The organism is Microbacterium sp. zg-B185 (assembly GCF_030246885.1).
In the GTDB taxonomy this organism is placed as follows: Bacteria; Actinomycetota; Actinomycetes; order Actinomycetales; family Microbacteriaceae; genus Microbacterium.
Genome location: NZ_CP126739.1, coordinates 636,100 through 661,236 on the forward strand (window position 1 = coordinate 636,100; position 25,137 = coordinate 661,236).

Below are 25,137 nucleotides of genomic sequence, written 5' to 3' on the forward strand. Positions count from 1 at the left end.
ACCTGCGCGTCGCGGCATCCGCGAGCCGCCTCAGGTGGGCGGCAGCTCTTCGCCGGCGCTCGCACCGACCTCGTCTGCGCCGCGCGCCGTATCAGCCGGTGACCGCTGGGCACGGCTGAGCAGCACGAACGGGAGCGCGACCGCAGCGATCACGCCGCTCCAGATCAACGAGACACCGTAGCCGCCGACGTCGGCGACCCGCCCCAGCACCGGCTGGAAGAGCACCCCGCCGCCCGATCCCATCAGCGAGTCGAACGAGAGCACGGTCGCCCGCTGCTTCGACGGAATCATGTCGTTCAGGTATGCCCGGTGGACGGGATCATCGATCGCCGACGCGATACCCCAGACCGCCACGAGGACGATCGCCGCCCAGAAGCTGCGGACCACCCCGAGCCCCAGCAGCACGACCGCGCTCGCCACCGTCGCCAGCACGATCGACGACGTGCGCCGACGGAACAGCCTGCGCACCCACGGGGCCAGTGCCCCGCCGACGATCGCCGCGCCGGAGAGCAGCGCCGCGGCCAGACCCGCGACCGTGTAGGCCTCGTCGTCGCCCCACAGTTCCAGCAGGTACGGCTGCAGGGCGTAGAAGACGTAGATCCCGACGCCGGCCGTGAACGGGCTGGCCAGCATCAGCCAGCGCACCGGGGCATTGCCGAGACCGTAGGTGATCGACGCGCGGAAGACGGTGCGGGTCGCCTGCAGCGGATTCTCGCCGCGTTCAGGTTCGAACCCGATGTCGTGCATGAGCAGTGCGGCCACGACCAGCGTCACCACCAGCACGCCGGCGCGGACCAGGAACGGAACGCCCAGGTCGGTCACCTGCGCGATGACGCCACCGAGAACGGAACCGGCGAGCATGGCGATTCCGCCGACGATCTGCGCGCGGCCGAAGACCGTCTCGAGGCTGCCGCGGTAACCGGTGGCTCGCAGGGCGTCCACGAGCCAGGCGTCGACCGCGCCGGAGAAGAACGTGAACCCGAGCCCGAGCAGGACCGACACGATCGCCCACGCCCAGAAGGGCGACTCCCACACCCACAGCATCCAGTACAGCGTCGTCGTCGTGGCGAGCGTGACCGTTCCGATCAGGTAGGACGCTCGGCGCCCGACCGTATCGGCCACCACGCCGGTGGGGATCTCGAAGATCAGCATCCCCGCGGTGAAGAACGCGTTGGCTGCGAACGCCTCGAGATTCGACAGCCCGGCATCCAGCAGGAACAGGGTGTTGATGCCCCAGATGAACGAGGCCGCCAGCGTGTTGCCCAGCATGAGCGTGTAATAGGTGCCCTGCACCCGGCGCGGCGTCGGCAGCGTTGCGGCGGCGTTCATCGAGGAGACAGTATCCCTGCCGCCGACACCGGTCTACGGCTCTCGGCATCGCCGGGGTCGCGCGCCCGCGCGCGTGCGCGACCCACGCGCCCGCACGCGGTGCCGGAATCTGTGCCGGCGAACCCGCCTGGATAGGCTGTGCGGATGGCGCGGGAGTGGGATGCCGATGTCCTGGGGGAGCCGTTCCGACAGCTGACCCTGGACCTCGGCGAGGACGACGAGGGACCCGTCGTCGCGACGCTCGTGCGCGCCCTCGCGCGTCGACCCGTTCTCGGCGGGATCCTCGGCGACCGCCGACCGCTGCACGACGTGGACGTGCTGTACGTGCACGGCTGGTCGGACTACTTCTTCCAGCGCAGCCTGGCCGCCTACTGGACCGATCGCGGCGCAGACTTCTACGCGCTGGACCTGCGCAAGTACGGGCGCAGCATCCGTCCCGATCAGACGCCGGGGTACATCACCGACCTCGCCACCTATGACGAGGACATCGCGGCGGCCCTCGCGGCAATGGGTCGCGCTCTGGATGCGCTCGCGTCTCCGCGCCGGCTCGTGCTGGTCGGCCACTCGACCGGCGGGCTCACCCTGAGCCTGTGGGCCGCGCGGCATCCCGGCGTGGCCAGTGCGCTGCTCCTGAACAGCCCCTGGCTGGAATTCCAGTTGAGCGCGATGACCCGCGTCGCAGTCGCCCCCATGATCGGGTTGCATGCCCGCCTGCGGCCGCTCGAGCCGCTGCCGCAGGTGGACACCGGCTTCTATTCGCGTGCGCAGCGCGAAGTGCGCGAGGCGCCGCTGGAGATCAACCCGGCCTGGCGCCCGGAGGTGTCGATGACAGTGCACGCGCCATGGCTGCACGCGATCCTGGCCGGTCATGCGCAAGTGGCGGCGGGGCTGGACATCGACGTTCCGGTCTGCGTCCTGCTCTCCGCGAGATCGGTCACCCCGACGCGCTGGTCGGAGGAGCTGACCCGTGCCGACACGGTTCTCGTGGTGGATGAGATCGCCCGCGCCGCACTGCATCTGGGCGCGTCGGTGACCGTCGAGCGGATCCGCGGCGCACTGCACGACGTCTTCCTGTCCCGTGCCGAGGCGCGCGATGAGGCGTACGAACGGCTGGACCGCTGGGTGATGGGATGCCTCGGCACCAGGCGGCTGCCGCTGTCGCCGGGCGCGTACGTCTGAGGTCAGTGCCTCCAGAATCGAGGCGGACCGGACGAGGGGCGACGCGGAATGTAACGTCGCCACGCGCTGCGGAAGGTCCACCAGCCGTAGCCGAAGTACGCCACGACGTAGATGAGTCCGACCGCGACGCCACCTGCGACCGCCCACCCCAGGGTGCCGCCGCTCGAGACGACGATCGCGCCGACGAGCAGTCCGCTCACGCACGCGTTGACCACGACCAGCAGCATGGCGGAACTGCCCACCAGAACGCTCACGCTCCGGGGCCGCAGGAACGCGTAGGTGTGCTTCATCGCCTCCTCGTCGTCATGGACGGATGCAAGGAAGTACTCCTCCACCGCGGGATCGAGGTCGACGTACGCGCCGCGCAGCCGGTTCATCGCGACGACGTACATCATGTCCTCCTCGGCGACGTTTCCCACGCGCGTCTGCGTCATCAGCCCGATGACCACGAGGAAGCCCAGGATCGCGAGCGAGGCCCCGCCGAACCACCCCTCGAAACGGGATGCCTGACCCAGCAGTCCGATGGTCACCAGACCCGCCGAGACGAGGGTGAGGAAGATGGTGATGCGTGTGAGCACTTCGCTCTGCGCAGTGCTGCGCGCGGCCAGGAGGCCCCAGTGCTCGGTCGCGAGGATCTGCGCGCGACGGCCGAGTGCGGCATCCGATTCGCCCGGGGGGTCGACGTCCGGGTCCGCATCAGCCGGAGCGGAACGCTCACCCGAGCCGGGGACTTCCGACGCGTCCGCAGGTGGGGCCTCGCTCATGCGTGACATTGTGCACCGCGCGCGTCCACAGCGACAGGCCCGGGTGTGAGCACTGCTGCGCACAAGATCATGGGAGAAATGCGTGGCGCGCGGCGCGGAAACCCTTTAGGGTGCAGAAGGACCGGCACCATTCGCCACCCGAGCGCATCACCTGCGCGGCGAAGCGGAACCAGCGGTTGCACGGTCGGGTTCCCTCGGAGAGACAGCCTCGCAGCTAGTCGTTCGATCTCCGGGGGAACCGCAATCACGCAGCATCCCGCACGCCATCCAGCGGGGAGATAGAGAACCCCGGAGCTGGGGGACGCCGGGGTTCTCTCTTCCGCTTACTGGGGGAGGAATCAGACTGGGAACCCGAATCCCGTCTGCTCCCGCGTCGGCGGGTGGTGCTTGCATGACCAAGCCTAGGAAATTCTGCGCGATCCGTATGTCGGCACTTCGGTGGACACGGCGAGCGATCGGCGTGCGCGCCCCTGCGGGTATCGCGGCGGCCGTCGGGGCGCAAGAGGGGAGACAGATCGGCGGTGCGCGCAGAAGCATGAACATCATGAGCACACCCACCGGCGACTCCGCCGAGACTGCCGATCCCACCACCAGCGTTCAGCCGCTGCGCGACGAGGACACCTCGATCGAGCCGGACCCGACCCGGGATCCCGCGCAGGCGGAGTGGGATCGCACCATCGCCCTGGACGAGGGCGCAGATCCGGAGGAGCTCGACGCGGCGACGGCGACCGGAGCGGACCCGGCCGAGATCCGCACCGACGAGGACCAGATTCCAGCCCCCGATCTGCCGCGCGAGGCAATACAGCCCGAGTCGCAGGGGGACAGCCCCATCGAGGCGGCGTTGGGCGAGGACGGACAAGGGGACCTCGCACCGGAGGACCTCTGAGGCAGCTCCGTCTCGGCGGCGCAGAACGGCATTCGTGCTCGACGACCACGACGAGCGCATCCGAATACAGTGACCGCGGACAACGTCGGTGCGAACGCGGTCGAGGCTCGGCAGTGCCATCGACGGCGCGCCCGCGCCGGCGTACGCTGACGCTCATCGATCAGGAGGGGTCGTGAGAAAGCGCCGCACACCGAGCGCGATCAGCGAAGAGGAGCAGATCGCCCGGTACGCGTATGTCCTGGGGAATGTCCCCGCGAGCGTCGCCGACCGAGCGTACGCGGCCGCCTTCACTCGGCTCTCCGCTGGCCAGCGGCAGGAGATCGTCGATGACCTGCGCTCGCAGCTGCCCGTCGCCCCGCAGGAACCGGCATCCGAGGACCCGGTGGAATTCGCCGTGCTGATGCGCGATCTGCACGCGCGCAGCGCCCTGGTCCGCATCCCCGGAGCCGCCACCCTCGCGGCAGAGTTCGTCGCGAGCCCTCCGATCGCCGCCTATTTCACGGTCGGCGCAGGGTCGGTGACGATGGACCAGCAGCCGCCATGGATACATGACCTCGCCGGTCACGACACCGCGCCGATCGATGGCGGAAGAATGCATCATCGCCGTGGGGCAGACTCCGGCGAGTGGTACGCCTGAACCCGCTTCCGGCCGCGCGTCGGTCCCGTCCTGGACTGATGCGGACGGATGCTCCGGCTCATCAACATCTGGCGCGCGGAGGAAGTCGATGATCAGGTCGGCCGGCACCGATCATGGCCCCCAGCCCATGGGCTGCCGTGGCGGCCTGCGCTACCGGTAGTTGATGAACTGCAGGTCGACGTCCAGGTCGGCTGCCTTGAGGACGCGGATGACCTCCTGGAGGTCATCGCGACTCTTGGACTGAACGCGCAGCTCGTCGCCCTGAATCTGCGATTTCACGCCCTTGGGTGCCTCGTCGCGGATGATCTTGCCGATCTTCTTCGCGTTCTCCTGGGAGATGCCGTCCTTGATGGTGGACGTGATGCGGTACTCCTTGCCGCTGGCGAACGGCTCACCGGACTCGAGGCTCTTCAGCGAGATGCCGCGTTTGATGAGCTTAGACTGGAACACGTCGAGCACAGCTTTGGCCCGCTCTTCGGAGTTCGCCTTGATCAGCACGGATTCGCCGCTCCACTCGATGGAGGCGCCGGTGCCCTTGAAGTCGTAGCGCTGCTCGATCTCTTTGCGGGCCTGGTTGAGGGCGTTCTCCGCCTCCTGGTGGTCGACTTTGCTCACGATGTCGAAGGATGAATCAGCCATGCGCGGAAGTCTATCGGGGCTTGCCGGACCAGCTCAGGATCCGCTGCCGCTGAGCGCCCTCCGCGCTCGCCGATCGCGCGCGGGCGGCGCGCGGCGGGGGTGGTGCCGGCATCCGCTCTTCGTAGACTGGCGGGGACAGCGGCGAGGAGGTCCGATGCGCCAGTTGACCGAAGATGACATCCGTGGGGCGCTCGCGAACGCGGGTGACGACGAGCTGCGCCTCCTGACCCTTCCCCCCGATTTCGTGCTGACCGATTGGGACCACCTCGACTTCCTGGCGTGGCGCGACCCGCGGACCAAGGGCCGGGGATACCTCATCGCCGAGGTCGGCGACGAGCCGATCGGCGTCGTCCTGCGGGCCGCCGAGGGCACCGCGCGGGTCAGCTCCGCGCTGTGCAACCTCTGCCACACCATGCAACCCGCCGACCAGGTCTCCCTCTTCTCGGCGCGCAAGGCCGGTCGGGCGGGTCAGAACGGAGACACCGTGGGAACGTACATCTGCACCGACCTCTCCTGCCACGAGAACGTCCGCCTCGCCGCGCCGCTGGCGCCGAACGAGGTGCGAGCGAGCGTCGACGCCAAGATCGACGGCACTCGCCGGCGTGCGGAGGCGTTCGTCGAGCGCATCCTCGAGTCGGCCCGGGCCGACGCGTGAGCGCCCGTGTGGTGGTGATCGGGGACGCGCTCATCGACGAGCTGCGCGACGATCGTGGTGTCCGGGAGTTCGTCGGCGGGGCCGCGCTCAACGTGGCGGTCGGATTGACCCGTCTCAGCGTTCCGACCACTCTGATCGCCATGGTCGGGGACGACGAGGCCGGAGCCCACATCCGCACCTACCTCGCCGACTACGGCGTCGAGCTGATCGCGTCACCGTCCGCTCACGGTTCGTCGCGGGCGGTCAGCACGCGCAACGCGACGGGGGAGCCGGTCTACGAGTTCAACGCCGCGGCGCAGGCGCGGTCCATCACGTTCGGCGAGGCGGAGCGTGCGGCGATCGATGCCGCCGCCCTGGTCGCCGTCAGCTGCTTCCCCTTCGACGACGCGGCGCAGACCGGGCGCTTCGCCGAAGCGGTCCACGCATCCTCGGCGATCCTGGCGATCGACCCGAACCCGAGGGCCGGCATGCTCGCCGATCGGGAGCAGTTCGTGCGCGGCTTCGAGCGACTGGCGTCCCGAGCAGCGCTGGTCAAGGTGGGCGAGGACGACGCCACGCTCCTCTACGACCAGCCGCTCGATGCCTTGCGCGCGCGTCTGCTGGATCTTGGCGCCGCCGCCGTGCTCGCGACCGAAGGCAGCGCGGGGGCGACGATCGAGGCCGGAGACACCGTCGTGACGCGGCCGATCTCCGACCTGCCCGGACGGATCGTGGACACGATGGGTGCCGGGGACGCTGCGTTCGCCGCGGCCATTGCGGCGCTCGTAGACGAAGCGCCCGCGGACGAGGACGAGTGGGGGGCGATCCTGGAGCGGGCGATGGACGTCGCGGCCGCGACATGCCGATACGAAGGCGCGCTGCTGAGACTTCCGGAGTCGTTGTCCGCCGTGGATATGGACGCGATCGGCACCTGAACCGTGCCCGCTCGCACGCACGGACGAACGGCGGGATGCTGTCGCCGGGGTCGTTGAGACTTCGACGGCTGTCCGCGCAGCGTGTCCGGGGGCCTGGATTTTCGTGGTGCGCGTCAGACGCGTAGGATGGGTGCTCGCGCCTTCGGTCGACTGGAAAAGCCGGACGGATGCGCGCCTGGCGAGTTACCCAAGCGGCCAAAGGGATCTGACTGTAAATCAGCCGGCGTAGCCTTCGGGGGTTCGAATCCCTCACTCGCCACGTGTGATGTCTCGCGACATATGTCTCATATGTCGCGAGACATCTGTCATTTGTGGGGCCAGCGGCCGGGTGGGGTGAGTTGGTTGCGCCAGTAGCCCTGGGCGGGGTTTATGTGGTGTTCGCTGAGGATTTCGCCGGTTTCGAGGTGGGTCACGGTGACGGTGGTTTCGTCGCTGATCGCGAGGATGCGTTTGCCGGTGTGGTGTCGTCCGATGCCGAGGTGGTGCATGCGGCCGGCGCGTCGGATGCTGACGTGGCCGTCGGTGTCGACGCGGTCGTAGCGCAGCCGGTATCGGTCGGGCAGTCGTCCCTCGGCAGGGAGCGCTTTGGCGGTCGCTGCGTATGCCTGTGAGGGAGTTGCGCGATCCAGGGCTCGGTGCGGGCGGTGGTTGTTGTATGCGACGCGGAACCGGTCCAGCTGTGCTTGGAGCTCGAGGATCGTGGTCGCGGTGGGCTGCTGGGCGAGCCAGCGCTTCTGGGTCTGATGGAACCGTTCGATCTTGCCCTGGGTCTGCGGGTGTCCGGGTGAGCCGTTCTTCTGCTTGACCCCGAGGACGGGCAGGAGGTGTTCGAACGCGTTGCGTCCTCCGCCGAACCGTGCCGTATAGACCCTGCCGTTGTCGGTGAGAGTCGAGGCGGGGATCCCGTGTTTGTCGGTCGCAGTCAGGAACGTGGTCACGACATCGTCACCGGTGACGGGGGTGTGGGCGGTGCAGGACAGCAGGAGCCGGGAGTGGTCATCGAGCCAGTTCAGGATCTCCATGTCGGTTCCGTCGTTCAGGCGCCAGTGGGTGAAGTCGGATTGCCAGGTCTCGTTCGGTTGGGCGGCTTCGAACCGGACGTACGAGGAACGCGGGCGCTTACGCGGCTCCGGGGTGATCAGCCCTGCTCGAGTCAGGATGCGGTGGATCGTCGCGTGTGACGGGGCGTGCAACCCTTCGCGGTCCAGATGCCAGGAGATCGTGACCGGCCCGGCATCGAACCCGCGAGCGATCAGTTCAGCGCGGAGCTGTACGACGCGTTCGACAACCTCGGGGGGTGTCGCGTGCGGATTCGTCTTCGGTCGCCGCGACTGCGGATCGACGGCGTCGATACCGTCCTCCCGGTAACGGGCCAGCAACCGATGAAGCTGCCTCCGCGACAACCCATACTGCTCGGCCGCCGCGGCCACGGTGAGCTGCCCAGCGACGATCTTCAAGACCACGACCCGATGCTTCGACATGCATCGGACTGTGACCTATGACCCGAGACATGAGCGACACATCACCTGTGACATATGTCGTGAACCCAGGCACCTCACTCGCCACGGAACGAACAAAGCGCCCCCTTGTGGGGCGCTTTGTTCGTTGGTCGACGGAGCGGGACTCGAACCGCGCGCGGGCGCTGCGTAGCACTCGCCGGCGCCAGTGGCAACCCTGCCCATCCTCTCGAGGTGCCCGACGCCCTGCGACGTACGATGAGGCGATCTCACCGATCAAGGGAGCACGAAGATGTCCGATACGACCGGGAACGCCGCGGCGCAGTCCGCTCAGAACGCCGACCGTGCGAGCGGTGCCGCCGCCGATGTGACCGCTTCTTCCGGCGTCGCTGTTGCGGGGATCGCACAGGACGCGTCCGCGACTGCGCCCGCAGCGACGGCGGGCCCGCGCAGCGCGGAGCAGGATGCGCCGGCTGCTGCCGGCCAGGCGAATGACACGATGACGGACACGCTCGGTGGTGCTGACGGCGAGGGTGGTGCTGATGGCCAGGGTGGTGCTGACGGCGATGACGGCGCGAAGGACTCGGCATCCGATGCGGACGCGCACAACGGCGGCGCCGCTCCGGATGCGGCGACGGTCGTCCAGAACGCGGCATCCGATGCGAAAGCCGCCGCGGCCAAGGCCGCCGACGCGGCAGTGGGCGCCGTGAAGGCGGCCGGCGAGAAACTGAAGGGCGTGGCCGACGATGTCGACTTCGACGACATCGTCGCGCAGAGCCGCGCGCTCGCCGGCGGCTGGGGCGATCGGATCGCACAGGCCTATCGCGAACGCCCCGGCGTGGTGGTCGGCGCAGCGGTGGGCGCCGTCGTCATCGTCGGTGCGATCATCCGCTCCATCGGCCGGCGCTGAACCTCGCGCTGCCCGGGTGAGCCGGTCCGCTCCTCCCGGCAGCACCGGGCGTGCGCGCCGTACACAGGAGTGGGTCCCTCCGCCGGCATGCGAGACCCGCATGTCAGGATGGGCCTGTGCGGCGCAGCCGCCGACGAAAGGACTGCCATGACCGTGCCGGACTCCCATGCCCCACAGGCCACGACCGACGCTCAAAGCTCCTCGCTGGTGCGCGCTGCGATCTGGGTCGCGATCGGGGCCCTGATCGCCGCGGCGATCGTGTGCGTGGTGTGGGTGCTGATCGGCACGCAGAACGGCATCGTCGGACGGGCATTCCTCACGATCCTGCTCCTGGCCGCGTTCGCGGGCGTGGCGATCATCGATGCGCACCTGGCGCCGAGACGGCCCGCGTGGTTCGCGCTGGCCAGCATGGCGACGTGGGTGGCCGCACTCCTGATCGGCGCCGTTCTGATCTGGCTGCCGGAACGCTATTCCTGGGGCGGGTTCAACCGGTTCGTCCAATTCCTGGTGATCGTGCTGATCCTGCAGCTCGCGCTTCTCCACGTCCGGCTGTACACCAAGGCGTACCTGCGCCACGTCACGGCATTCACCAAGGCCGTCGCCATCACCACGATCGTGCTCGTCGTTGCTCTGGCGGTGCTGCTGGTGATTCCGCTGGTGCTGAACGAGTGGGTGGACTTCAGGGACTTCTACTGGCGCGTCGTCGTCGCCGTCACGATCCTCGCCGCCGTCGGGACGGCGCTCATCCCGCTCGTGAACGCGCTGTTCGCTCCGAAGAAGCCGCGCCCGGACTATCTGAATCCGCCGCCGGCCGCCGCGGTGCCGCAGGCCTGGCCGACCTATGCCGACGGTGTGACACCGCTGCCGGTGATGCAGGACGGCACGCCGGACTGGAACGCGTACTACACCGGCTACCCGAGCAACATCGCGCAGGCCATCGCGCCCGTCGCGCCGGTGGCCGGGCCGGCACCCGAATGGCAGCACGAAGGCTATGCCGATGCCAGCGCCGAGTCTGCGGCGCAGGGCTACAACGCGCCCGGCCCGGCGGAGCAGACCACGCAGCCGGAGCCCCCGCCCGGATACGAGGGGTTCCCGCCGCCGCCACCGCTGCCGCCGCGGCAATAGCCCGAGGCAGGGGTAGGGCCGCGGTCGCAGCCGCCGGGTCCGGAGTCCACCTCTCAGCCGCGGAGCATCTCCAGCGCCGCCATCGCCGCGTTGTGTCCGCCGATGCCGCTGACCGCGCCGCCGCGGCGCGCTCCGGAGCCGCAGAGGAGGATGCGGGCGTGATCGGTGGCGACACCCCAGCGCGCGGCGGGCGAGTCGATCGGGTCGTCATCCTCCGCCCACGGCCACGACAGGGCGCCGTGGAAGATGTCACCGCCCGGCATCCCGAGTGCGCGCTCGAGGTCCGCCGTCGTGCGGGCCTCGATACAGGGCGAGCCGTCCGGCGCCACAGAGACGCAGTCGGCGATCGGCTCGGCCAGAACGGAGTCCAGTGAACGCTGTGCGGCCTCCAGCAGCGCCGACCGGACCGCATCGGGGTTCTGCCCGGCCACCAGGCGGTGCGGGACCTGCAGGCCGAAGAGGGTCAGAGTCTGCGCCCCCTCGGCCTGCAGCCGCGGACCCAGGATCGACGGGTCCGTGAGCGAATGGCAGTAGATCTCGGCCGGGAGCGGGTTCGGGATGCCGCCTCCCACCGCGACCGCGTGGGCGGCGTCCAGCTGTGTCAGCGCCTCGTTGACGTGGAACGTTCCGGCGAACGCCGCCTCCGGCGCCACCCGGTCATCGTGCAGGCGCGGCAGCCGGGTGAGCAGCATATTGACCTTGACCTGTGCACCCTCGGGCGCATCCGCGCCGACGGCGGGGCCCGCGCCGCCCGCCGCAACCAGAGCGTCCAGCACGGCCGGGGCGACACCGCAGAGCACGAGCCGCGCCTGCAGCGTCCCGGTTTGATCGCCCGCGATCCGCACCTCTCCGTCCGGGGCGAGGGCGATGACCTCGGCATCGGTGCGCAGTTCGGCACCGGCATCCCGTGCCGCCCGCTCCAGCTCGGCGCTGATGCGGCCCATGCCGCCGACCGGCACGTCCCAGTCGCCGGTGCCGCCGCCGATGACGTGGTAGAGGAAGCAGCGGTTCTGGCGCAGGCTCTCGTCGTCGACTGACGAGAACGTGCCGATCAGCCCGTCGGTCAGCGCGATTCCGCGCGCGAGATCCGTGGCGAGCGAGTCTCGCAGCATGCCGCCGAGGGGCGCCTCGACGACGGCGTGCCAGAGCGCGTCGTCGGCCAGCAGTGCGCGCACCGCGGCGCGGCGCGGCAGCGGCTCGGTCACCGTGGCGAACAGACGGCGCGCGAGCGGCGAGAGGCGCTCGTAGAACGCGGCGAAACGCTCGGCCTCGGCCGGGTCGCCGGTGGTGCGCAGGAAGGACGCGGCGGTGGCGGCGGCGTCCTGCGTGTCCACCAGCACTCCGCGAGCGGGATCGGACGGGTCCGGGGTGTACGACGAGTACCGACGTCGCCGCAGGTCGATGCGCAGGCCGAGGTCGTCGATGATCCGTCGGGGCAGAAGACTCACCAGATACGAGTACCGCGAGAGCCGCGCATCGACACCTGTCCAGGGGCTCTCCGAGACGGCGGCTCCGCCTACGTGGGAGAGCCGCTCGAGCACGATGACCGTGCGACCCGCGCGGGCAAGATAGGCGGCGGCGACCAGCGCGTTGTGCCCGCCCCCGACGATCACGACGTCATACCTGTCGGCCTGCTGCATTCCTTCACGCTAACCGGCTGCCGCATCGGCGCAACGACTGCTGTGGATGCCGCGGCGATAGCGTGTAGTCATGTCATCGGCCCAGCATCTGGAGTCCCTCGCGATGGACATCGCCCGGGAGGCCGGTGAGCTCGCCCGGCGCCGGCGCCGCGAAGGGGTCGCGATCGCGGCGACGAAATCGGCGATCGCGGACATCGTCACCCACGCCGATCGCGAGGTCGAGGCGCTCATCCGGGCTCGCCTGAGCGCCGAACGCCCCGGCGACGGCTTCCTCGGTGAGGAATCCGGGGCCGAGCGCGGGTCCACCGACATCACGTGGGTCGTCGATCCGATCGACGGCACCGTCAACTACGCGTACGGCATCCCCGCGTACGCGGTGAGCATCGCCGCCGTCCGCGGCGAGCCCGCACCCGACCGGTGGGAAGCCCTCGCGGGGGCGGTGTTCACCCCTGTGACGAACGAGCTGTTCCACGCCGCCCGCGGAGCCGGCGCGTGGCTCTACGGGGCCCGGCTCGCGGTCAACGCCGAGCCGTCGCCGGCGGGGGCGATGCTGGCGACCGGGTTCGGATACGACGCGAGCACCCACGCCGGCGACCTGGCTCGGGTCGCCCGAGTGATGCCGATGGCTCGTGACCTGCGACGCATGGGCGCCGCATCGCTGGACCTCGCCTATGTCGCGGCAGGCAGGCTGGACGGCTACTTCGAACGCGGGCTGCAGCCCTGGGACCACGCCGCCGGCGCCCTGCTGGTGACCGAAGCGGGGGGACGGATCACGCGAGTCGAGCTGGACGACCAGCCGGGCAGAGCCCTGCTGGTGACCGCCGGCCCGGGACTTTTCGACCGGCTTCTGACCGCCGCGGTCGGTTCGTGAAAGGATTGCCTGCGAACCGCCCGGCCCGCCGGAGAATCCTGCACATCGCATTCTCAGGCGCATCCGGATAGTGTTTATCCAATCGTTACCGACGCTGCCCGTACGGCGAAGGTGATCACCCGCCCGACGTCCTCCCGTTGCCCCCCCGAGCGACACGATCCCGAGAGCCCTCTGCGCTTTGCCTTTCGACGCCTCCCAGGCTGAGTCTGCGCCCACGCGGCGTTCCAGCCGATCCTCCGCCATGCCGATTCCGGCGAGCGCGGACGCCCTGGCAGCGGCATCCCTGGCGGATGTCGCACCCCTCGCGGCCGTGGTGACCGCGATGGCGGCGGCCGCCACCGAAGCTCCGGTCGCAACCCGCCGCAGCCGCCGTGCCGGTCGCGTCGGCCAGACGCCGGCCCCCGCGGCCGCTCCCACCGACCCGGCCGCCGGTCCGGCGCCGGTGCCTGCGACCGAACGGAGCTCGGCGGAGCCGTTCGAACTGCTCGAGCCCGACGTGGACGCCGTGTTCGACGTCGAGGACGAATCGGCGGACGCGCCCGATCCGCTCTTCGTATCGCCGGATGCGGCATCCCGTCTCACCGCCGAAGAGGCCGACGCGTTCGAGGCCGCCGCACGGCTGTTCTCCTTCGCCGGGGAAACGCCGGTGCAGACACCGGCGGCGGGCGGTGCCGGCACCTCGGACCACGCCGGCACCCCACACATCGTCGCCTCCCGCCACCGCCGCGTTGTGTCCTTCAAGCGGCTGACCGCCACGTCCTTCTCGGTCGGGGTCATGGGAATCGTCGGTCTGCTCACCGTGTCCATGACCGTCCCCGCCGCTGCGGTGGCCGGAACCGGCACCGCGGACATCACCGCCTCGGTCGTCGCTCATGCGAACACGGACCACGAAGAGATCCAGGCCTATGTCGCTCCCTCCGGAATCCAGAGCGCTGCGATCGAGCGTCACGAGACCTACTCGACCGTGACGATGGCTCAGCTGGCCTCCGAGTCCGGCATCCGCAACTTCTCGAACTTCTTCGTCAACGACCCGAACTCGCCCATCCAGTGGCCCTTCGCCGTTGGTGTGCCGATCAGTTACGGCTTCGGCGTGCGCTCGGGCTCCATGCATGAGGGTGCGGACTTCACCCCCGGCGAGGGTTCACCGATCCAGGCGATCGCCGACGGCGTCGTTCGCGAGTCGACCGACTCGGGCGGAGCGTTCGGCGTGCACATCGTCATCGACCACATCATCGACGGGCAGCTCATCTCAAGCAGCTACTCGCACATGCTGTACGGCTCGCGGCAGGTGCAGGTCGGCGACCACGTCACCGTGGGCACCATCGTCGGGCACACCGGTGACACCGGTCGTTCGTTCGGCGCGCACACGCACTTCGAGATCCTCGTCAACGGCACGACCCCGATCGACCCCATCCCCTGGCTGCGGCAGCACGCCGGCGGCTGATCACGATTCAGGAGGATGCCGCCGCTCTGGTATTCTCTTCTAGTTGCCCAGGTTCACCTGGGTACGCCCCGATAGCTCAGTGGTAGAGCACTTCCATGGTAAGGAAGGGGTCGTCAGTTCAATCCTGACTCGGGGCTCGGACATCCGAATGCAGATGCGGATGCCGCGCGGCAGGGTAGCTCAGTTGGTGAGAGCGCACGACTCATAATCGTGAGGTCGAGAGTTCGAATCTCTCTCCTGCTACGAACGAACAGGCCCCCGTGCGGGGCCTTTTGTGTCGGTGGCGTCGGCCATCGCCCGGGCGGTCCGACCGCGGGCCGGCTGACTGTGCCGCATCCGGATCCGGTGGCGGCAGTGCGGAGTAGCCTGGCCGGATGAACGTCGCCACACCGACAACCGTCGAGTTGACCAGCCGGTTCGCCCGTGAGCTGCCGGAGCTGGCGGCGCCGTGGCAGGCGGAGCCGGCGCCGGACGCGCGGCTTCTGGTGCTGAACGAGCCGCTGGCGGCCGAGCTGGGCATCGACCTCGGCTTTCTGCGCAGCGATGACGGGGTCAAGCTGCTGACCGGCAATCGGCTTCCCGCCGCGGCCGCACCGGTCGCCCAGGCCTATGCCGGGCACCAGTTCGGCACGTACTCGCCACGTCTGGGCGACGGCAGGGCGCTGCTGCTCGGGGAACTCGCCGATGCGCGAGGCGGTCTTCGCGATCTGCACCTGAAGGGCTCCGGACCGACACCGTTCGCCCGCGGCGGCGATGGTTTCGCCGCCGTCGGGCCGATGCTGCGGGAATACCTCATCAGCGAAGCCATGCATGCCCTCGGCATCCCCACCACCCGCTCGCTGGCGGTCGTCGCCACCGGCCGAATGGTACGGCGCGAGACGATGCTGCCCGGAGCGGTGCTCGCCCGGGTGGCCAGCAGTCACCTGCGCGTGGGCAGCTTCCAGTACGCCGCAGCCACCGGGGACGTGCCCCTGCTGCGGCGACTGGTGGCACACGCGATCGAGCGCCACTACCCCGACCTGACGGATGCCGAGAACCCGCCGCTCGCGCTGCTGCAGGCCGTGATCGGCGCGCAAGCCTCGCTGATCGCGCAATGGATGCTGGTGGGCTTCGTGCACGGGGTGATGAACACCGACAACATGACGATCTCGGGCGAGACGATCGACTACGGTCCGTGTGCGTTCATGGACGACTTCGACCCGCGGGCGGTCTACAGCTCCATCGACATCGGCGGGCGCTACGCGTTCGGCAGCCAGCCGCTGGTCGCCGAGTGGAACCTCGTGCGCTTCGCGGAGGCGCTGCTTCCCGCCCTCGACGACGACTCCGACCGCGCGGTGGCGCTGGCACAGGAGTGCCTGGGCGGATTCCGCCGGCAGTACAGCACCGCCTGGTCGGCGGGGATGGTCACGAAGCTGGGTCTGCGGGAGATCCGCGACGACGCGGTGACCTCGGCGCTGATAGCGGACCTGGTCGATCTGCTGCAGGCGAACCGCGTCGACTACACGTCGCTGTTCCGTCGGCTCAGCGGCGCGGCGCGTGATCGTTCAGGATCGGGGGAGGAGATCCCGCCCGCGTTCGACTCCTGGATGCAGCGGTGGACGGCGCTGGCTCCCGACCTGGATGCGATGGATGCCGCCAACCCGACCTACATTCCACGCAACCACCTGGTCGAAGAGGCACTCGGCGCGGCCACCGAGGGTGACTTGGAGCCCTTCGAACGTCTGGTCGGGGTCGTGCGCGAACCCTACGCGTCGCGCCCCGGGCTGGAGCGTTACGCGCAGCCTGCCCCTGAGGACTTCGGGCGGTACCGCACCTTCTGCGGCACGTGAATCGCCGACCGGAGGAGGCCCTCAATCCCACCTGCTGCGCCGTCGCGCAGTCCACAGCAGATAGCCGCTCAGGGTCGTGACCACCGCGACGCCGGCACCCATCAACCCGCTCTCCCACGAACGCCAGCGGTTGCCGCGGGCGACGATCTGGCCCACTGCGTTGATCAGGGCGGCCGTGACCACACCGGCGACGAGCCGGTTTCCGATCCGCTCCGTGCGAGCGACGAGGGGCTCCAGCTCGGCGGCGCGCAGGTGCACCTCGGCGCCGTTGCGGTCCAGGACGTCGAGCGCCTTCCGCAGCTGCGTAGGAAGCTCCAGCAACAGTGCACCGGCATCCGCGGATGCGCGGGCCACCCGTTTGGCGATCTCACTCGGCGAGAACCGCTGCTGGATCAGCGTGCGGGCGTAGGGGGCCAGCACCGCGGTCAGATCGAAGTCCGGGTCCAGTTGCACCCCGATGCCCTGGATCACGATCAGGACCTTGAAGATGAGTGACACCTCGCGCGGCAGCTGCAGCCGTTGCTCGCGCACCACGACGAGCAACTCGGTCGCCAGTCGGGCGAAGTTCACCTCGCTGAGCGGGCGGTCCGCGTACAGCTCGATGAATGAGACCAGCGCGACGCGGAGCTGGTCCCGATCCACGCTGCCCCGTGTCAGCGAGACGTTCACCAGCGCATCGGCGAGGGCGTCAGCGTTTCTCAGGGTGAATGCGATGAGGAAGTCGGCGAACCGATCGCGCAGTTGTTCACTCAGCTCACCCACCATGCCGAAATCGATCAGCGCGATCCCCCCGTCCGGCTGCACGAACAGGTTCCCCGGGTGAGGGTCGGCATGAAAGAAGCGGAATTCGAAGATCATCCGCAGCATGACCTCAGCGCCCGCGCGGGCCAGCGCCGCCCGATCGACGCCGGCTGCTTCCAGACCCGCCAGGTCGTTGATCTTGATCCCTGACATCCGCTCGAGTGTCAGCACCCGCGAGGTCGTCCGGTCCCGGAACACCCGCGGGATCAGGACCGCAGGCTGGTCGGCGAACAGCTCGGCGAACCGCTCCGCGTTGCCCGCCTCGCGAAGATAGTCCAGCTCGGCGCGAAGCGTGCGGGAGAATTCCTGGACGATGCCCCGCACGTCGTACGTGCGGGCCGGCGCCCATAGCCGGGTCGCCCGGTAGGCGAGGTTGTTGAGGATCTCGAGGTCCTCCTGCACCTGCCGTACCGCATCCGGGCGGCGGATCTTCACCACCACCGAGGTGCCGTCCTGGAGTGTCGCCGCGTGCGCCTGACCGATCGACGCGGACGCCAGCGGCACCCAGTCGAAGGTCGCGAACAGCTGCTCCGGCTCGGCCCCGAGCTCCCGCCAGACGGCGTCACGGACCTGGTCCGGCGGTATCGGCGGGGCGCTGTCCTGCAGCTTGGACATTTCCACGATGTACGCGGGGGGAAGCAGGTCCGGCCGCGTGGAGAGCAGCTGGCCGAGCTTGATGAAGGTCGGACCCAGCTCCTCCAGCGCGATGCGGACCCGTTGCGGGACGGTGTACGGGGGGTCCTGGGGCCGCTCCCGGCCGGCGCGGCGGGGAGCCACCCACCGGGCGGCGCCGATCGCCCCGACCAGGAAGCCGAGGCCGTGGCGCGCGAGCGTGTCCGCGATCTCCTGGTACCTGCTGAATCGGGCCCTCACGTCAGCGAGCAACCACGGCGCGGAGAAGTCGGTGTGATCGCCGCGAGGGCGGGTCGAGCGTCGGTGCGCGCTCCGCGCGGTGCGTCACAGCCGGGTCGGGGCGTCGCCCGGTGAGGATGGTGCTGCCGCGCTCTGGCTCCATCGCTTCATTGTCGCCGACCCCGTCCCGCCCCGACAAGGGCAACCGTACGACGGTGGTCAGCTTGCGTAGTCGGCGGCGAGACGACCGAGGCCTTCGTCGATCGTCACCTGCGGCGACCAGGCGAGCGCACGACGGGTCTGCCGCTGGTCGAACCAGTGCGCGGTGGACAGCTGCTCGGCGAGGAAGCGCGTCATGGGCGGCTCGTCGGTCCTGCCCGAGACCGCCCACAGCCCTTCGATCACGGAGCCGGCCGCGCGCCCGAGCCCGGCCGGGAGACTCCAACGCGGCGGCCGAACCCCTGCCGCGAGGCAGATGCCGGCGAGCAGCTCGCCCACGGGCCGAGGTTCGCCGTTGGTGAGCACGTAGGCGCGGCCATGCGCTGTCGGGGCGCGGTGCAGCGCGGCGGAGATTCCGCTGGCGGCGTTGTCGATGTAGGTGGTGTCGATCAGAGCGGTTCCGCCGTTGAGCAGCGGAAGCGTGCCGCGGCGGGCACGCGACACGATCCGCGCGATCAGCTGGGTGTCTCCGGGGCCCCACACCAGGTGAGGACGGACGGCCACCACGTTCATCGCCGCGGAGTCCCGACCGAGAGCGATCAGTTCGGCGTGCGCCTTCGTGCGGGCGTAGTGGCCGCGCGCACGCGCGGGATCGGCAGGCTCGGCGCCGACGCCCGCAAGCGCGGAACCGGCATACGCGACCGACGGCGACGATACCTGGACGAATCGCGACACTCCCGCGGCTTCCGCGGCGTCCAGCAGCAACCGGGTGCCTTCCACATTGACCTCGCGGAACTGGTCCGCGGGGCCGGTGAGGGAGACTTTCGCGGCGAGGTGAACGACCCCTTCAGCCCCGTCGATCGCGTGCGCGACCGTCGTCGGGGCCGTGATCGAACCGAGCACGTCGGTTGCACCCTCGACACCCGAGGGGCGGCGCTGCAGGGTGCGCACCCGGTGCCCGGCTGCGACCAGGTCGGCGACGACCGCCCGGCCGAGGAACCCGGAGGCGCCGGTGACCAGCACGATCACGGCGCAACCGGTCTGGTGCCGGCCAGGGTGCGCTCTGCCCACGCGGACAGCCGCGATCGATCGATCTTCGAGTTGTGCCGGATGTCGGTGGGCAGTCGCGGAACGACGAGCACAGCGACGAGGGGAACGGCGCTGCTTGCGCGCACGGCACGGCTCAGGTCCGCGGACGCGAGGCCGGCACGCGCCGCCGCGGGCACCGTCTCGAGGACCGCCACGGTCTGCCGCAGACCCTCGGGGCCCACGCCCACGACGGCCGCTCGGCGCACCCCGTCCACGCGCTCCACCTGCTGCTCCGGGCCCACCGGCGCGAGAGGCCCGTCTGCGGTGACGATGAGGTGCGGGAGCCGCCCTTCGATCCAGAGCCGGCCGCTCGCGTCGAGGTGACCGACGTCTCCGGTCCGGTGCCAGCGCACCGCGGGATCGGAGGATTCGAGCCTCTCGGTGTGACGCGCGGCAGCCTGATCGGTGATCCACAGCCGGTCGTAATGGGCTTTGAGGTGGGATGCCGACACGACGATCTCGCCGAGCACTCCCGGCTCCGCGGTCGGCGCCCCGCTCGCACGCCCATCCGGGTCCAGAGCGCTGATCAGGACCCGGTTGGATCCGATCGGCGATCCGACGCAGACCCCCGCGTCGGGGGCGTCAGCGGCGGCATGCACACCGGCCAGGGTGATGTCCGTGACCAGGAGGCACTCCGTCATCCCGTACGGCGTGTGCGGCGTCGCGTTGGGCATGAGCTGCGCGGCCGCCTCGAGCAGTTGCGCGCTGATGGGAGCACCGGTGGACAGGAACGTGCGCACCCGGCCGAGCGCGACGCGGTCTTCTGCGGTGAGTGCCGCGGCGGTGTCGACCACGTTGAGGATCGCGGCGGGGGAGAGGAACACGATGCGCGCGTCGGACTCGCGCACGGCATCGGCGACGGCTTTCGCGGTGAGCGTGCGCGGCGATGACACGTCCATGTCGGGCGTCACGGATCGAGCGCCCAACGCCGGACCCAGCAGAGCGAAGGGTGCGAACCCCGTGACCAGGCCGGTCTCCGAGCTCACCTCGAAGTGGGACGCGAGCACGTCGCGCAGGGCGGAAAGCTGTGCGTGGGTGTAGGCGACGCCCTTGGCGGGTCCGGTGGATCCGGACGTGAACAGGATGGCGGCCTCGTCGGCCGGTCCGGGCGGGATCGGAAGCGAGCCGCCGTCACCGAGTCGGAGGATGTCCTGGAGGGAGTAGGACACCCCGAGCGCCTTCGCCGCAACGGCCGGCAGAGGAGCCGCCGATATGCGCGTTCCCGGCCACCCGAGCGCCCGCGCGGCGGTGAGGCCCGGAACTTCGCCGATGATCACGTCCGGCCAGGAGCCACGGACGGCGCGGGTGAGGCCCCGGATGCCGAGCCCGGCGTCCGCGACGACGACGACCGCGCCGATGCGCAGGCACGCGTAGACGACAGCCGACAGGGTCGGGCCGGGCTGAACCAGCAGGGAGACACGGTCACCCCTGCGCACCCCCGCGGCATGAAGCCCCGCGGCGAGGCGCCGGACCCGATCGTCCAGCTGCCGCCAGCTGACCCGACGCATCGGTCGCGCTCCGCGGGAGGACATGTCCACGATGGCGATGTCCTCATCGGCGTGTCGGCGGTCCAGACCGTGCCAGATCGGCACGAATGGCGGGTCGGCGGTGTCGGTCGGCGATGTCGCGGCCGGAGGCTGCCGCGCGGATGTGTGATCGTCGCCGGTGAGGCGATCACTGTTGCGGCCGAGCCATGCCAGCAGCGCATCCGCATACGGTCGATCCTCGGCGACGAGGTGGCTCGCGCCCTCGAATCGGTGCACGTCGGCGTGCGGCAGTCGGTCGACGAGGTCGTCGAGATACCGGTCGCCGAAGATCGGGTCGTTCGGGCCCCACAGCATCAGGGCGGGAACGTCCAGCCGCGCCACGCCCGACGCGATCCGTTCCAGCTCCGCATGGCTGCGGTGACTGCCGGAGGCGGGGATTTCGGCGACGAACCCGCCGATCGCGCGGCGCCGGGCGGCGGAGCGGTACGGCGCCCGGTAGGCGTCTTTCGTCGCCGCATCCAGCGCAGGAGAGGCCAGCGCGAGCGTCGTGTCCAGGAACGCGGTGGTCGCCACCGTCGAGGCGGCGAGCACGCCACGGGCTCCGGCCAGCCGCAGCAGGCCCGGCACCGGGGCACCGTCGGGCTGGTGCACCGCGGTGTTCAGGAGCATGATCCCCGCGAGGGACTCCGGATGATCGACCGCCCAGCCGAGCGAGACCACCCCTCCCCAATCGTGGCCGAGGGTCACGACGGGCCCGTCGAGGGCGAGCGCATCCGTGAAGGCGCCGAGGTCGGCCACGCGCTGCGCGAGCGTGCGATCCACACCTGTGCGCTCGGAAAAGCCCATGTCCAGCTGATCGACCGCGACAACCCGCCACGCGGATGCGCCCTCCGCCGCCGCTCGTACCGACGCGGTGAGCAGATGTCGCCACAGATACGACCAGGTCGGGTTGCCGTGCACGGCAACGATCGTGCCGGCGATCGGGGCGCCGAGCTGCGCCAGTTGCGCACCGGTGTCCAGACAGTGCCACTCGCGGACCAGCCCTGCGTCCGCGCCTGCACCGGGCACGGCGACGATCCGACTGAATCGGGCGTCCAGTCCGGGCAGGCGCGGAGGGGCGAGCGCGGCGCGTTCGCTCACCAGGCGAGCTCCATCATGGCGGTGTTCAGACCCGACCCGACCCCCATCAGCAGCACGCGGTGCCCCTTCTCGAGGGACGGGCCCTGCTCGACGAGCGTGATCGGGATGGAGGCCGGCCCGACGTTGCCGTACTTCGGGAACGTCACGGGAACGCGAGCGCGGTCGAGCCTGGCCGCTTTGACGATGGCGCCGGTGTGCACCGAGGACACCTGGTGCGTGATGTAGTGATCCATCGCCGACCAGTCCCACTCCGAGGACGCCTCTTTCCAGGCGGAGACCACGAGGTCCAGACCGCCCTTCAGAAGAGCCTTCGCATCGGTGAACATGCCGTCGACACTGCCGACGCAGAGCTCGTGGAACTGCGTCGCGGCACGTGTGACACCGCCCAGAATGCGATGACCCGCCGGGTGCTCGTCGGCACGGCCCAACACAGCCGCAGCCGAACCGGAGCCGAGCGTGAGCGATGCGAACTCGCTCATGAAGCCGTCGCGGCCGACGTCGGCGCGCAGCAACCGGCGAATCGTGTTGTCCTGGATCTCATCGGCATCCTCACCGTTGACCACCATGGCGTAGCGGATCTGCCCCGCCTCGATCATGTTCGCGGCGAGGCTCATGCCGCTGACGAAACCCAGGCAGGCATTGGCGACGTCGAAGTTGATCGCCGAGCTGGGCAGCCCGAGTCCGTGGTGCAGGCGCACCGCCACGGACGGCTCGAGGTGCTTGCGGGTCACCGACGTGTTGATCAGAAGACCGACGTCGCCGGGGTCGACCGCCGCCTCGGCCAGCGCCCGCCGGCCGGCTTCGACCGTGGCCTCATCCGAGGATTCGCCGGTCGCCCAGTTGCGTCGTTCCAGCACCCCGGCGACGCGCTGCAGGAGTCCGCCCGGCAGCCGCAGCCGCGACAGTGCCGTCGCGAGACGATCCTCGATCTCGTCCGACGTCGTCACGCGACTGGGTAGAGTGCTCGCAACCGACAACAGTGAGACGTTGTCGAAGCGAGTGGTCGCATTTCCGGCCACGGGACCTCCGATTGAACGGGCCCGTCAGGCTCTGTTCTTCCAAGACGGCCACTTTACGCCGATTCGCGAGCCGATTCAGCGGCGCGGCCCGCCCGCTATAATGCGCGCACGGTCGGGGCAGTGGATCATGTGCGCCGCCATTGTGTCTAGCGTGGAGGCATGACAGATACGATTCCCGCAGCCGCGATCCCGACCGTCACCCTCAACAACGGGGTGCAGATGCCCATCCTGGGATTCGGCGTCTACCAGGTCGGGCCGGAAGAAGCCGAGAGCGCCGTCAGCGCCGCGCTCGCCGCGGGATACCGCCTCATCGACACCGCCGCCGCGTACCGCAACGAAGAAGCCGTCGGCGCCGCCATCGCCAAGAGCGGCATCCCTCGCGAGGAACTGTTCATCACCACCAAACTGTGGGTGCAGGATCGCGGTGAGCAGAACACGATCCGTGCCTTCGAGGACTCGCTGACCAGACTCGGTCTGCGCTACGTCGACCTCTACCTGATCCACCAGCCGTTCGGGGACTACTACACCCAATGGCGGGCGATGGAGCAGTTCAACAAAGACGGCCGCGCCCGGGCCATCGGCGTATCGAATTTCCCCGCCGACCGGCTCCTGGACCTGATCATCAACAACGAGATCACCCCGGCGGTGAACCAGATCGAAACCAATCCCTTCTACCAGCAGAGCCAGTACCAGCAGCTGATGCGGGACGAGGGGGTTCAGATCGAGTCCTGGGGTCCGTTCGCCGAGGGCAAGAACGGGCTGTTCACCAATCCGCTGCTCAGCGAGATCGGCGCCGGGCACGGGAAATCGGTGGCGCAGGTCGTGCTGCGCTGGCTCATTCAGCGGGACGTGGTGGTCATTCCCAAGACAGTCAGCCCGGAGCGGATGGCGCAGAACCTCGACGTGTTCGATTTCACGCTTTCGGAGCAGGACATGGCCGCGATCGGCACCCTCGATGAGGCGGCCTCGCAGTTCTTCGACCACCGCGACCCGGAGATGGTGCGCCGGCTCAGCGCCAGCCGTCTGGGCTGAGACCGCTCCGACGACCGGCCCCGACCTCGGACCGGCAGCGCGGGCGCCGGATCGCACTGCCGCCGGCGCGGTACACCCTGGTGGCGGTGCGGTGCAAGTGGCAGTTGTCGCAGCTGTGCGAGGCCTACGCTCTGGGAAAGGCAACGAACGCAACGAGGGGAACGACGATGACGGACACACCGATCCCGCGGCTGTCGCCCGAGAGCGGCAACCCGGCCAGCGACTTGAAGACCGACGTGATCAAGGATGTCGAGCGCGAGCACGAGATCACCTCGGAGCAGTCCTCGGCGGACAGCGACGAGGACTCCGAGCCGAGGTAGCGGCACTCCGACGGCGCGCCGGATCAGTGCGGCGGGGAGATGGACTCCAGCGCGAACTGACGGACCGGTGCGGGACGGGTGGCCGAGCACGTGCTCAGCAGCGGTGCGGACATCGTCTCGCGCAGCAGCACCGTGACGATGCCGCCGTCCTGAGCGAGGTCGACGCGCCAACCGTCCACGGTCCTCTCCTCCCGCAGCGGCGCGAAGGAGTCGATGCGGTCATCTCCGCTGGATGCGCGCGCGAAGGACTGCGCCGCCTGTGCCACGTTGCTCAGTGAACTGCGCCCGCGGAAGTGTTCTTCGACGACCTCGCCCCGCAGGTAGCGCTCCACGATGGATGCGGCATCCGACGTCGCAACGCGCCCATAGTAGAGCCCGTGCGGCAGCAGGAGCATCGTGGCGGCGAAGCGGTCGCCGCCCAGGTGCGAGCTCTCCCAGGTCTCATCCGGAAACGCTTCGGCGAGGGCACGCGCCACCGGGCGACCGCGCACCGCGCAGCACTGGTCGTGCCGGGCGTGTGTGCACACCAGCAGAACCGGGCGGTCGGAGGCGGTGCCGGCGGTCCCGTCCAGGGGCACGTCGGCCAGCGCAGCCGGGTCATCGACGACCCCCCATCGCACGGTTTCGAGTCCGGGGCGCGCATCGGCCAGTGCCCAGCGCCAGGACTTCTGCCCGCGGCGTTCATCCGCACGCCGGCCGTAGCGGCGGATCGCCACCGGGCGGATGCCGGCGGCTTCGGCTCGCCGCACCAGCGTGCGGCCGAGCGCAGGATCGATCCGGGACTGGAAGAACGCGTGCGCGCCCCACGCCCCGTCGATCTCGATCAGAAGCCACCGAGCACCGAACCCTCCGGTGCCGGCGAGGGGATCGCCGCGCTCGAGGGAGCGATCGCTGCACGGCTCCCACGGCTCCACCGGCTCGAACCCGGAGGGCAGGGCTGTCGCGCTCACGATCCGCCG

22 protein-coding genes and 3 tRNA genes are annotated in these 25,137 nt (G+C 69.8%); 15 read left to right on the forward strand and 10 right to left on the reverse strand.

Features of this window, described 5'->3' with window-relative positions; all coding sequences use genetic code 11:
- Nucleotides 1-30: 30 nt before the first annotated feature.
- On the reverse strand, nucleotides 31-1,329 hold the full coding sequence (locus QNO12_RS02980) for an MFS transporter (protein ID WP_257503491.1): 1,299 nt from the start codon (nucleotides 1,327-1,329) through the stop codon (nucleotides 31-33).
- A 144-nt stretch (nucleotides 1,330-1,473) separates the two neighbouring features.
- On the opposite strand from QNO12_RS02980, the gene QNO12_RS02985 reads away from it, so the two are divergent.
- Nucleotides 1,474-2,508, forward strand: a complete 1,035-nt coding sequence (locus QNO12_RS02985; RefSeq protein WP_257503490.1) for an alpha/beta hydrolase — start codon at nucleotides 1,474-1,476, stop codon at nucleotides 2,506-2,508.
- Nucleotides 2,509-2,510: 2 nt separating this feature from the next.
- On the opposite strand, the gene QNO12_RS02990 is transcribed toward QNO12_RS02985, so the two are convergent.
- The gene (locus tag QNO12_RS02990) at nucleotides 2,511-3,272 is read right to left on the reverse strand and encodes a hypothetical protein (protein ID WP_257503489.1); all 762 of its coding nucleotides are present in this window, start codon (nucleotides 3,270-3,272) and stop codon (nucleotides 2,511-2,513) included.
- Between the two features lie 544 nt (nucleotides 3,273-3,816).
- Between QNO12_RS02990 and QNO12_RS02995 the strand changes: the two genes are divergently transcribed.
- Together QNO12_RS02995 and QNO12_RS03000 are read left to right on the forward strand one after the other, a co-directional pair.
- Complete coding sequence (locus QNO12_RS02995; RefSeq protein WP_257503488.1) at nucleotides 3,817-4,158, forward strand: sugar ABC transporter ATPase; 342 nt, start codon at nucleotides 3,817-3,819, stop codon at nucleotides 4,156-4,158.
- 172 nt (nucleotides 4,159-4,330) lie between these two features.
- Nucleotides 4,331-4,795: a hypothetical protein gene (locus QNO12_RS03000; RefSeq protein ID WP_257503487.1), complete on the forward strand. Its 465-nt coding sequence runs from the start codon at nucleotides 4,331-4,333 to the stop codon at nucleotides 4,793-4,795.
- 150 nt (nucleotides 4,796-4,945) lie between these two features.
- On the opposite strand, the gene QNO12_RS03005 is transcribed toward QNO12_RS03000, so the two are convergent.
- Complete coding sequence (locus tag QNO12_RS03005; RefSeq protein WP_257503486.1) at nucleotides 4,946-5,434, reverse strand: YajQ family cyclic di-GMP-binding protein; 489 nt, start codon at nucleotides 5,432-5,434, stop codon at nucleotides 4,946-4,948.
- 154 nt (nucleotides 5,435-5,588) lie between these two features.
- Between QNO12_RS03005 and QNO12_RS03010 the strand changes: the two genes are divergently transcribed.
- The 3 genes from QNO12_RS03010 to QNO12_RS03020 all read left to right on the forward strand — a co-directional run bounded on the left by QNO12_RS03010 (nucleotide 5,589) and on the right by QNO12_RS03020 (nucleotide 7,262).
- Entirely contained in the window at nucleotides 5,589-6,089 is a 501-nt protein-coding gene (locus QNO12_RS03010) for an FBP domain-containing protein (RefSeq protein ID WP_257503485.1), read from the forward strand.
- Complete coding sequence (locus QNO12_RS03015) at nucleotides 6,086-7,003, forward strand: PfkB family carbohydrate kinase (protein WP_257503484.1); 918 nt, start codon at nucleotides 6,086-6,088, stop codon at nucleotides 7,001-7,003. Before QNO12_RS03010 ends, QNO12_RS03015 begins: the two co-directional genes overlap by 4 nt.
- 177 nt (nucleotides 7,004-7,180) lie before the next feature.
- Nucleotides 7,181-7,262 (forward strand) — tRNA-Tyr (locus QNO12_RS03020).
- A 46-nt stretch (nucleotides 7,263-7,308) separates the two neighbouring features.
- On the opposite strand, the gene QNO12_RS03025 is transcribed toward QNO12_RS03020, so the two are convergent.
- Nucleotides 7,309-8,484: an IS481 family transposase gene (locus tag QNO12_RS03025; protein ID WP_257524820.1), complete on the reverse strand. Its 1,176-nt coding sequence runs from the start codon at nucleotides 8,482-8,484 to the stop codon at nucleotides 7,309-7,311.
- Nucleotides 8,485-8,752: 268 nt separating this feature from the next.
- Here QNO12_RS03025 and QNO12_RS03030 point away from each other — a divergent pair, with 268 nt between their 5' ends.
- Nucleotides 8,753-9,370, forward strand: a complete 618-nt coding sequence (locus QNO12_RS03030) for a hypothetical protein (RefSeq protein ID WP_257503884.1) — start codon at nucleotides 8,753-8,755, stop codon at nucleotides 9,368-9,370.
- Nucleotides 9,371-9,517: 147 nt separating this feature from the next.
- Nucleotides 9,518-10,495 (forward strand): hypothetical protein, encoded by a 978-nt coding sequence (locus QNO12_RS03035; RefSeq protein WP_257503885.1) that lies wholly within the window; start codon nucleotides 9,518-9,520, stop codon nucleotides 10,493-10,495.
- A 53-nt stretch (nucleotides 10,496-10,548) separates the two neighbouring features.
- Here QNO12_RS03035 and QNO12_RS03040 read toward each other — a convergent pair whose 3' ends face one another.
- A complete protein-coding gene (locus tag QNO12_RS03040) occupies nucleotides 10,549-12,135 on the reverse strand; it encodes a phytoene desaturase family protein (protein WP_257503886.1) in 1,587 nt (528 codons plus the stop codon).
- Nucleotides 12,136-12,205: 70 nt separating this feature from the next.
- On the opposite strand from QNO12_RS03040, the gene QNO12_RS03045 reads away from it, so the two are divergent.
- The 5 genes from QNO12_RS03045 (at nucleotide 12,206) to QNO12_RS03065 (ending at nucleotide 16,279) form a co-directional block, all read left to right on the forward strand.
- Nucleotides 12,206-13,006: an inositol monophosphatase family protein gene (locus QNO12_RS03045; protein ID WP_257503887.1), complete on the forward strand. Its 801-nt coding sequence runs from the start codon at nucleotides 12,206-12,208 to the stop codon at nucleotides 13,004-13,006.
- 241 nt (nucleotides 13,007-13,247) lie between these two features.
- Entirely contained in the window at nucleotides 13,248-14,450 is a 1,203-nt protein-coding gene (locus tag QNO12_RS03050) for a M23 family metallopeptidase (RefSeq protein ID WP_257503888.1), read from the forward strand.
- Between the two features lie 65 nt (nucleotides 14,451-14,515).
- Nucleotides 14,516-14,587 (forward strand) — tRNA-Thr (locus tag QNO12_RS03055).
- 32 nt (nucleotides 14,588-14,619) lie between these two features.
- Nucleotides 14,620-14,693, forward strand: a tRNA-Met gene (locus QNO12_RS03060).
- Between the two features lie 131 nt (nucleotides 14,694-14,824).
- Nucleotides 14,825-16,279, forward strand: a complete 1,455-nt coding sequence (locus tag QNO12_RS03065; protein WP_257503889.1) for a protein adenylyltransferase SelO — start codon at nucleotides 14,825-14,827, stop codon at nucleotides 16,277-16,279.
- A gap of 21 nt (nucleotides 16,280-16,300) precedes the next feature.
- Here the strand turns inward: QNO12_RS03065 and QNO12_RS03070 are convergent, their stop codons facing one another.
- The 4 genes from QNO12_RS03070 to QNO12_RS03085 form a co-directional block, all read right to left on the reverse strand.
- Nucleotides 16,301-17,953, reverse strand: a complete 1,653-nt coding sequence (locus tag QNO12_RS03070; RefSeq protein WP_257503890.1) for an ABC1 kinase family protein — start codon at nucleotides 17,951-17,953, stop codon at nucleotides 16,301-16,303.
- A gap of 198 nt (nucleotides 17,954-18,151) precedes the next feature.
- Nucleotides 18,152-19,120 (reverse strand): NAD-dependent epimerase/dehydratase family protein, encoded by a 969-nt coding sequence (locus QNO12_RS03075; RefSeq protein WP_257503891.1) that lies wholly within the window; start codon nucleotides 19,118-19,120, stop codon nucleotides 18,152-18,154.
- Nucleotides 19,117-21,807, reverse strand: a complete 2,691-nt coding sequence (locus tag QNO12_RS03080) for an alpha/beta fold hydrolase (protein WP_257503892.1) — start codon at nucleotides 21,805-21,807, stop codon at nucleotides 19,117-19,119. Before QNO12_RS03080 ends, QNO12_RS03075 begins: the two co-directional genes overlap by 4 nt.
- The gene (locus QNO12_RS03085) at nucleotides 21,804-22,826 is read right to left on the reverse strand and encodes a 3-oxoacyl-ACP synthase III (protein ID WP_257503893.1); all 1,023 of its coding nucleotides are present in this window, start codon (nucleotides 22,824-22,826) and stop codon (nucleotides 21,804-21,806) included. The genes QNO12_RS03080 and QNO12_RS03085 overlap by 4 nt, the downstream gene beginning before the upstream one ends.
- A 159-nt stretch (nucleotides 22,827-22,985) precedes the next feature.
- Between QNO12_RS03085 and QNO12_RS03090 the strand changes: the two genes are divergently transcribed.
- Together QNO12_RS03090 and QNO12_RS03095 are read left to right on the forward strand one after the other, a co-directional pair.
- Nucleotides 22,986-23,858 (forward strand): aldo/keto reductase, encoded by an 873-nt coding sequence (locus tag QNO12_RS03090; protein WP_257503894.1) that lies wholly within the window; start codon nucleotides 22,986-22,988, stop codon nucleotides 23,856-23,858.
- A gap of 167 nt (nucleotides 23,859-24,025) precedes the next feature.
- Nucleotides 24,026-24,178: a hypothetical protein gene (locus tag QNO12_RS03095; RefSeq protein ID WP_257503895.1), complete on the forward strand. Its 153-nt coding sequence runs from the start codon at nucleotides 24,026-24,028 to the stop codon at nucleotides 24,176-24,178.
- A 23-nt stretch (nucleotides 24,179-24,201) separates the two neighbouring features.
- Here the strand turns inward: QNO12_RS03095 and QNO12_RS03100 are convergent, their stop codons facing one another.
- Complete coding sequence (locus QNO12_RS03100; protein ID WP_257503896.1) at nucleotides 24,202-25,128, reverse strand: ferredoxin family protein; 927 nt, start codon at nucleotides 25,126-25,128, stop codon at nucleotides 24,202-24,204.
- Between the last annotated feature and the right edge of the window lie 9 nt (nucleotides 25,129-25,137).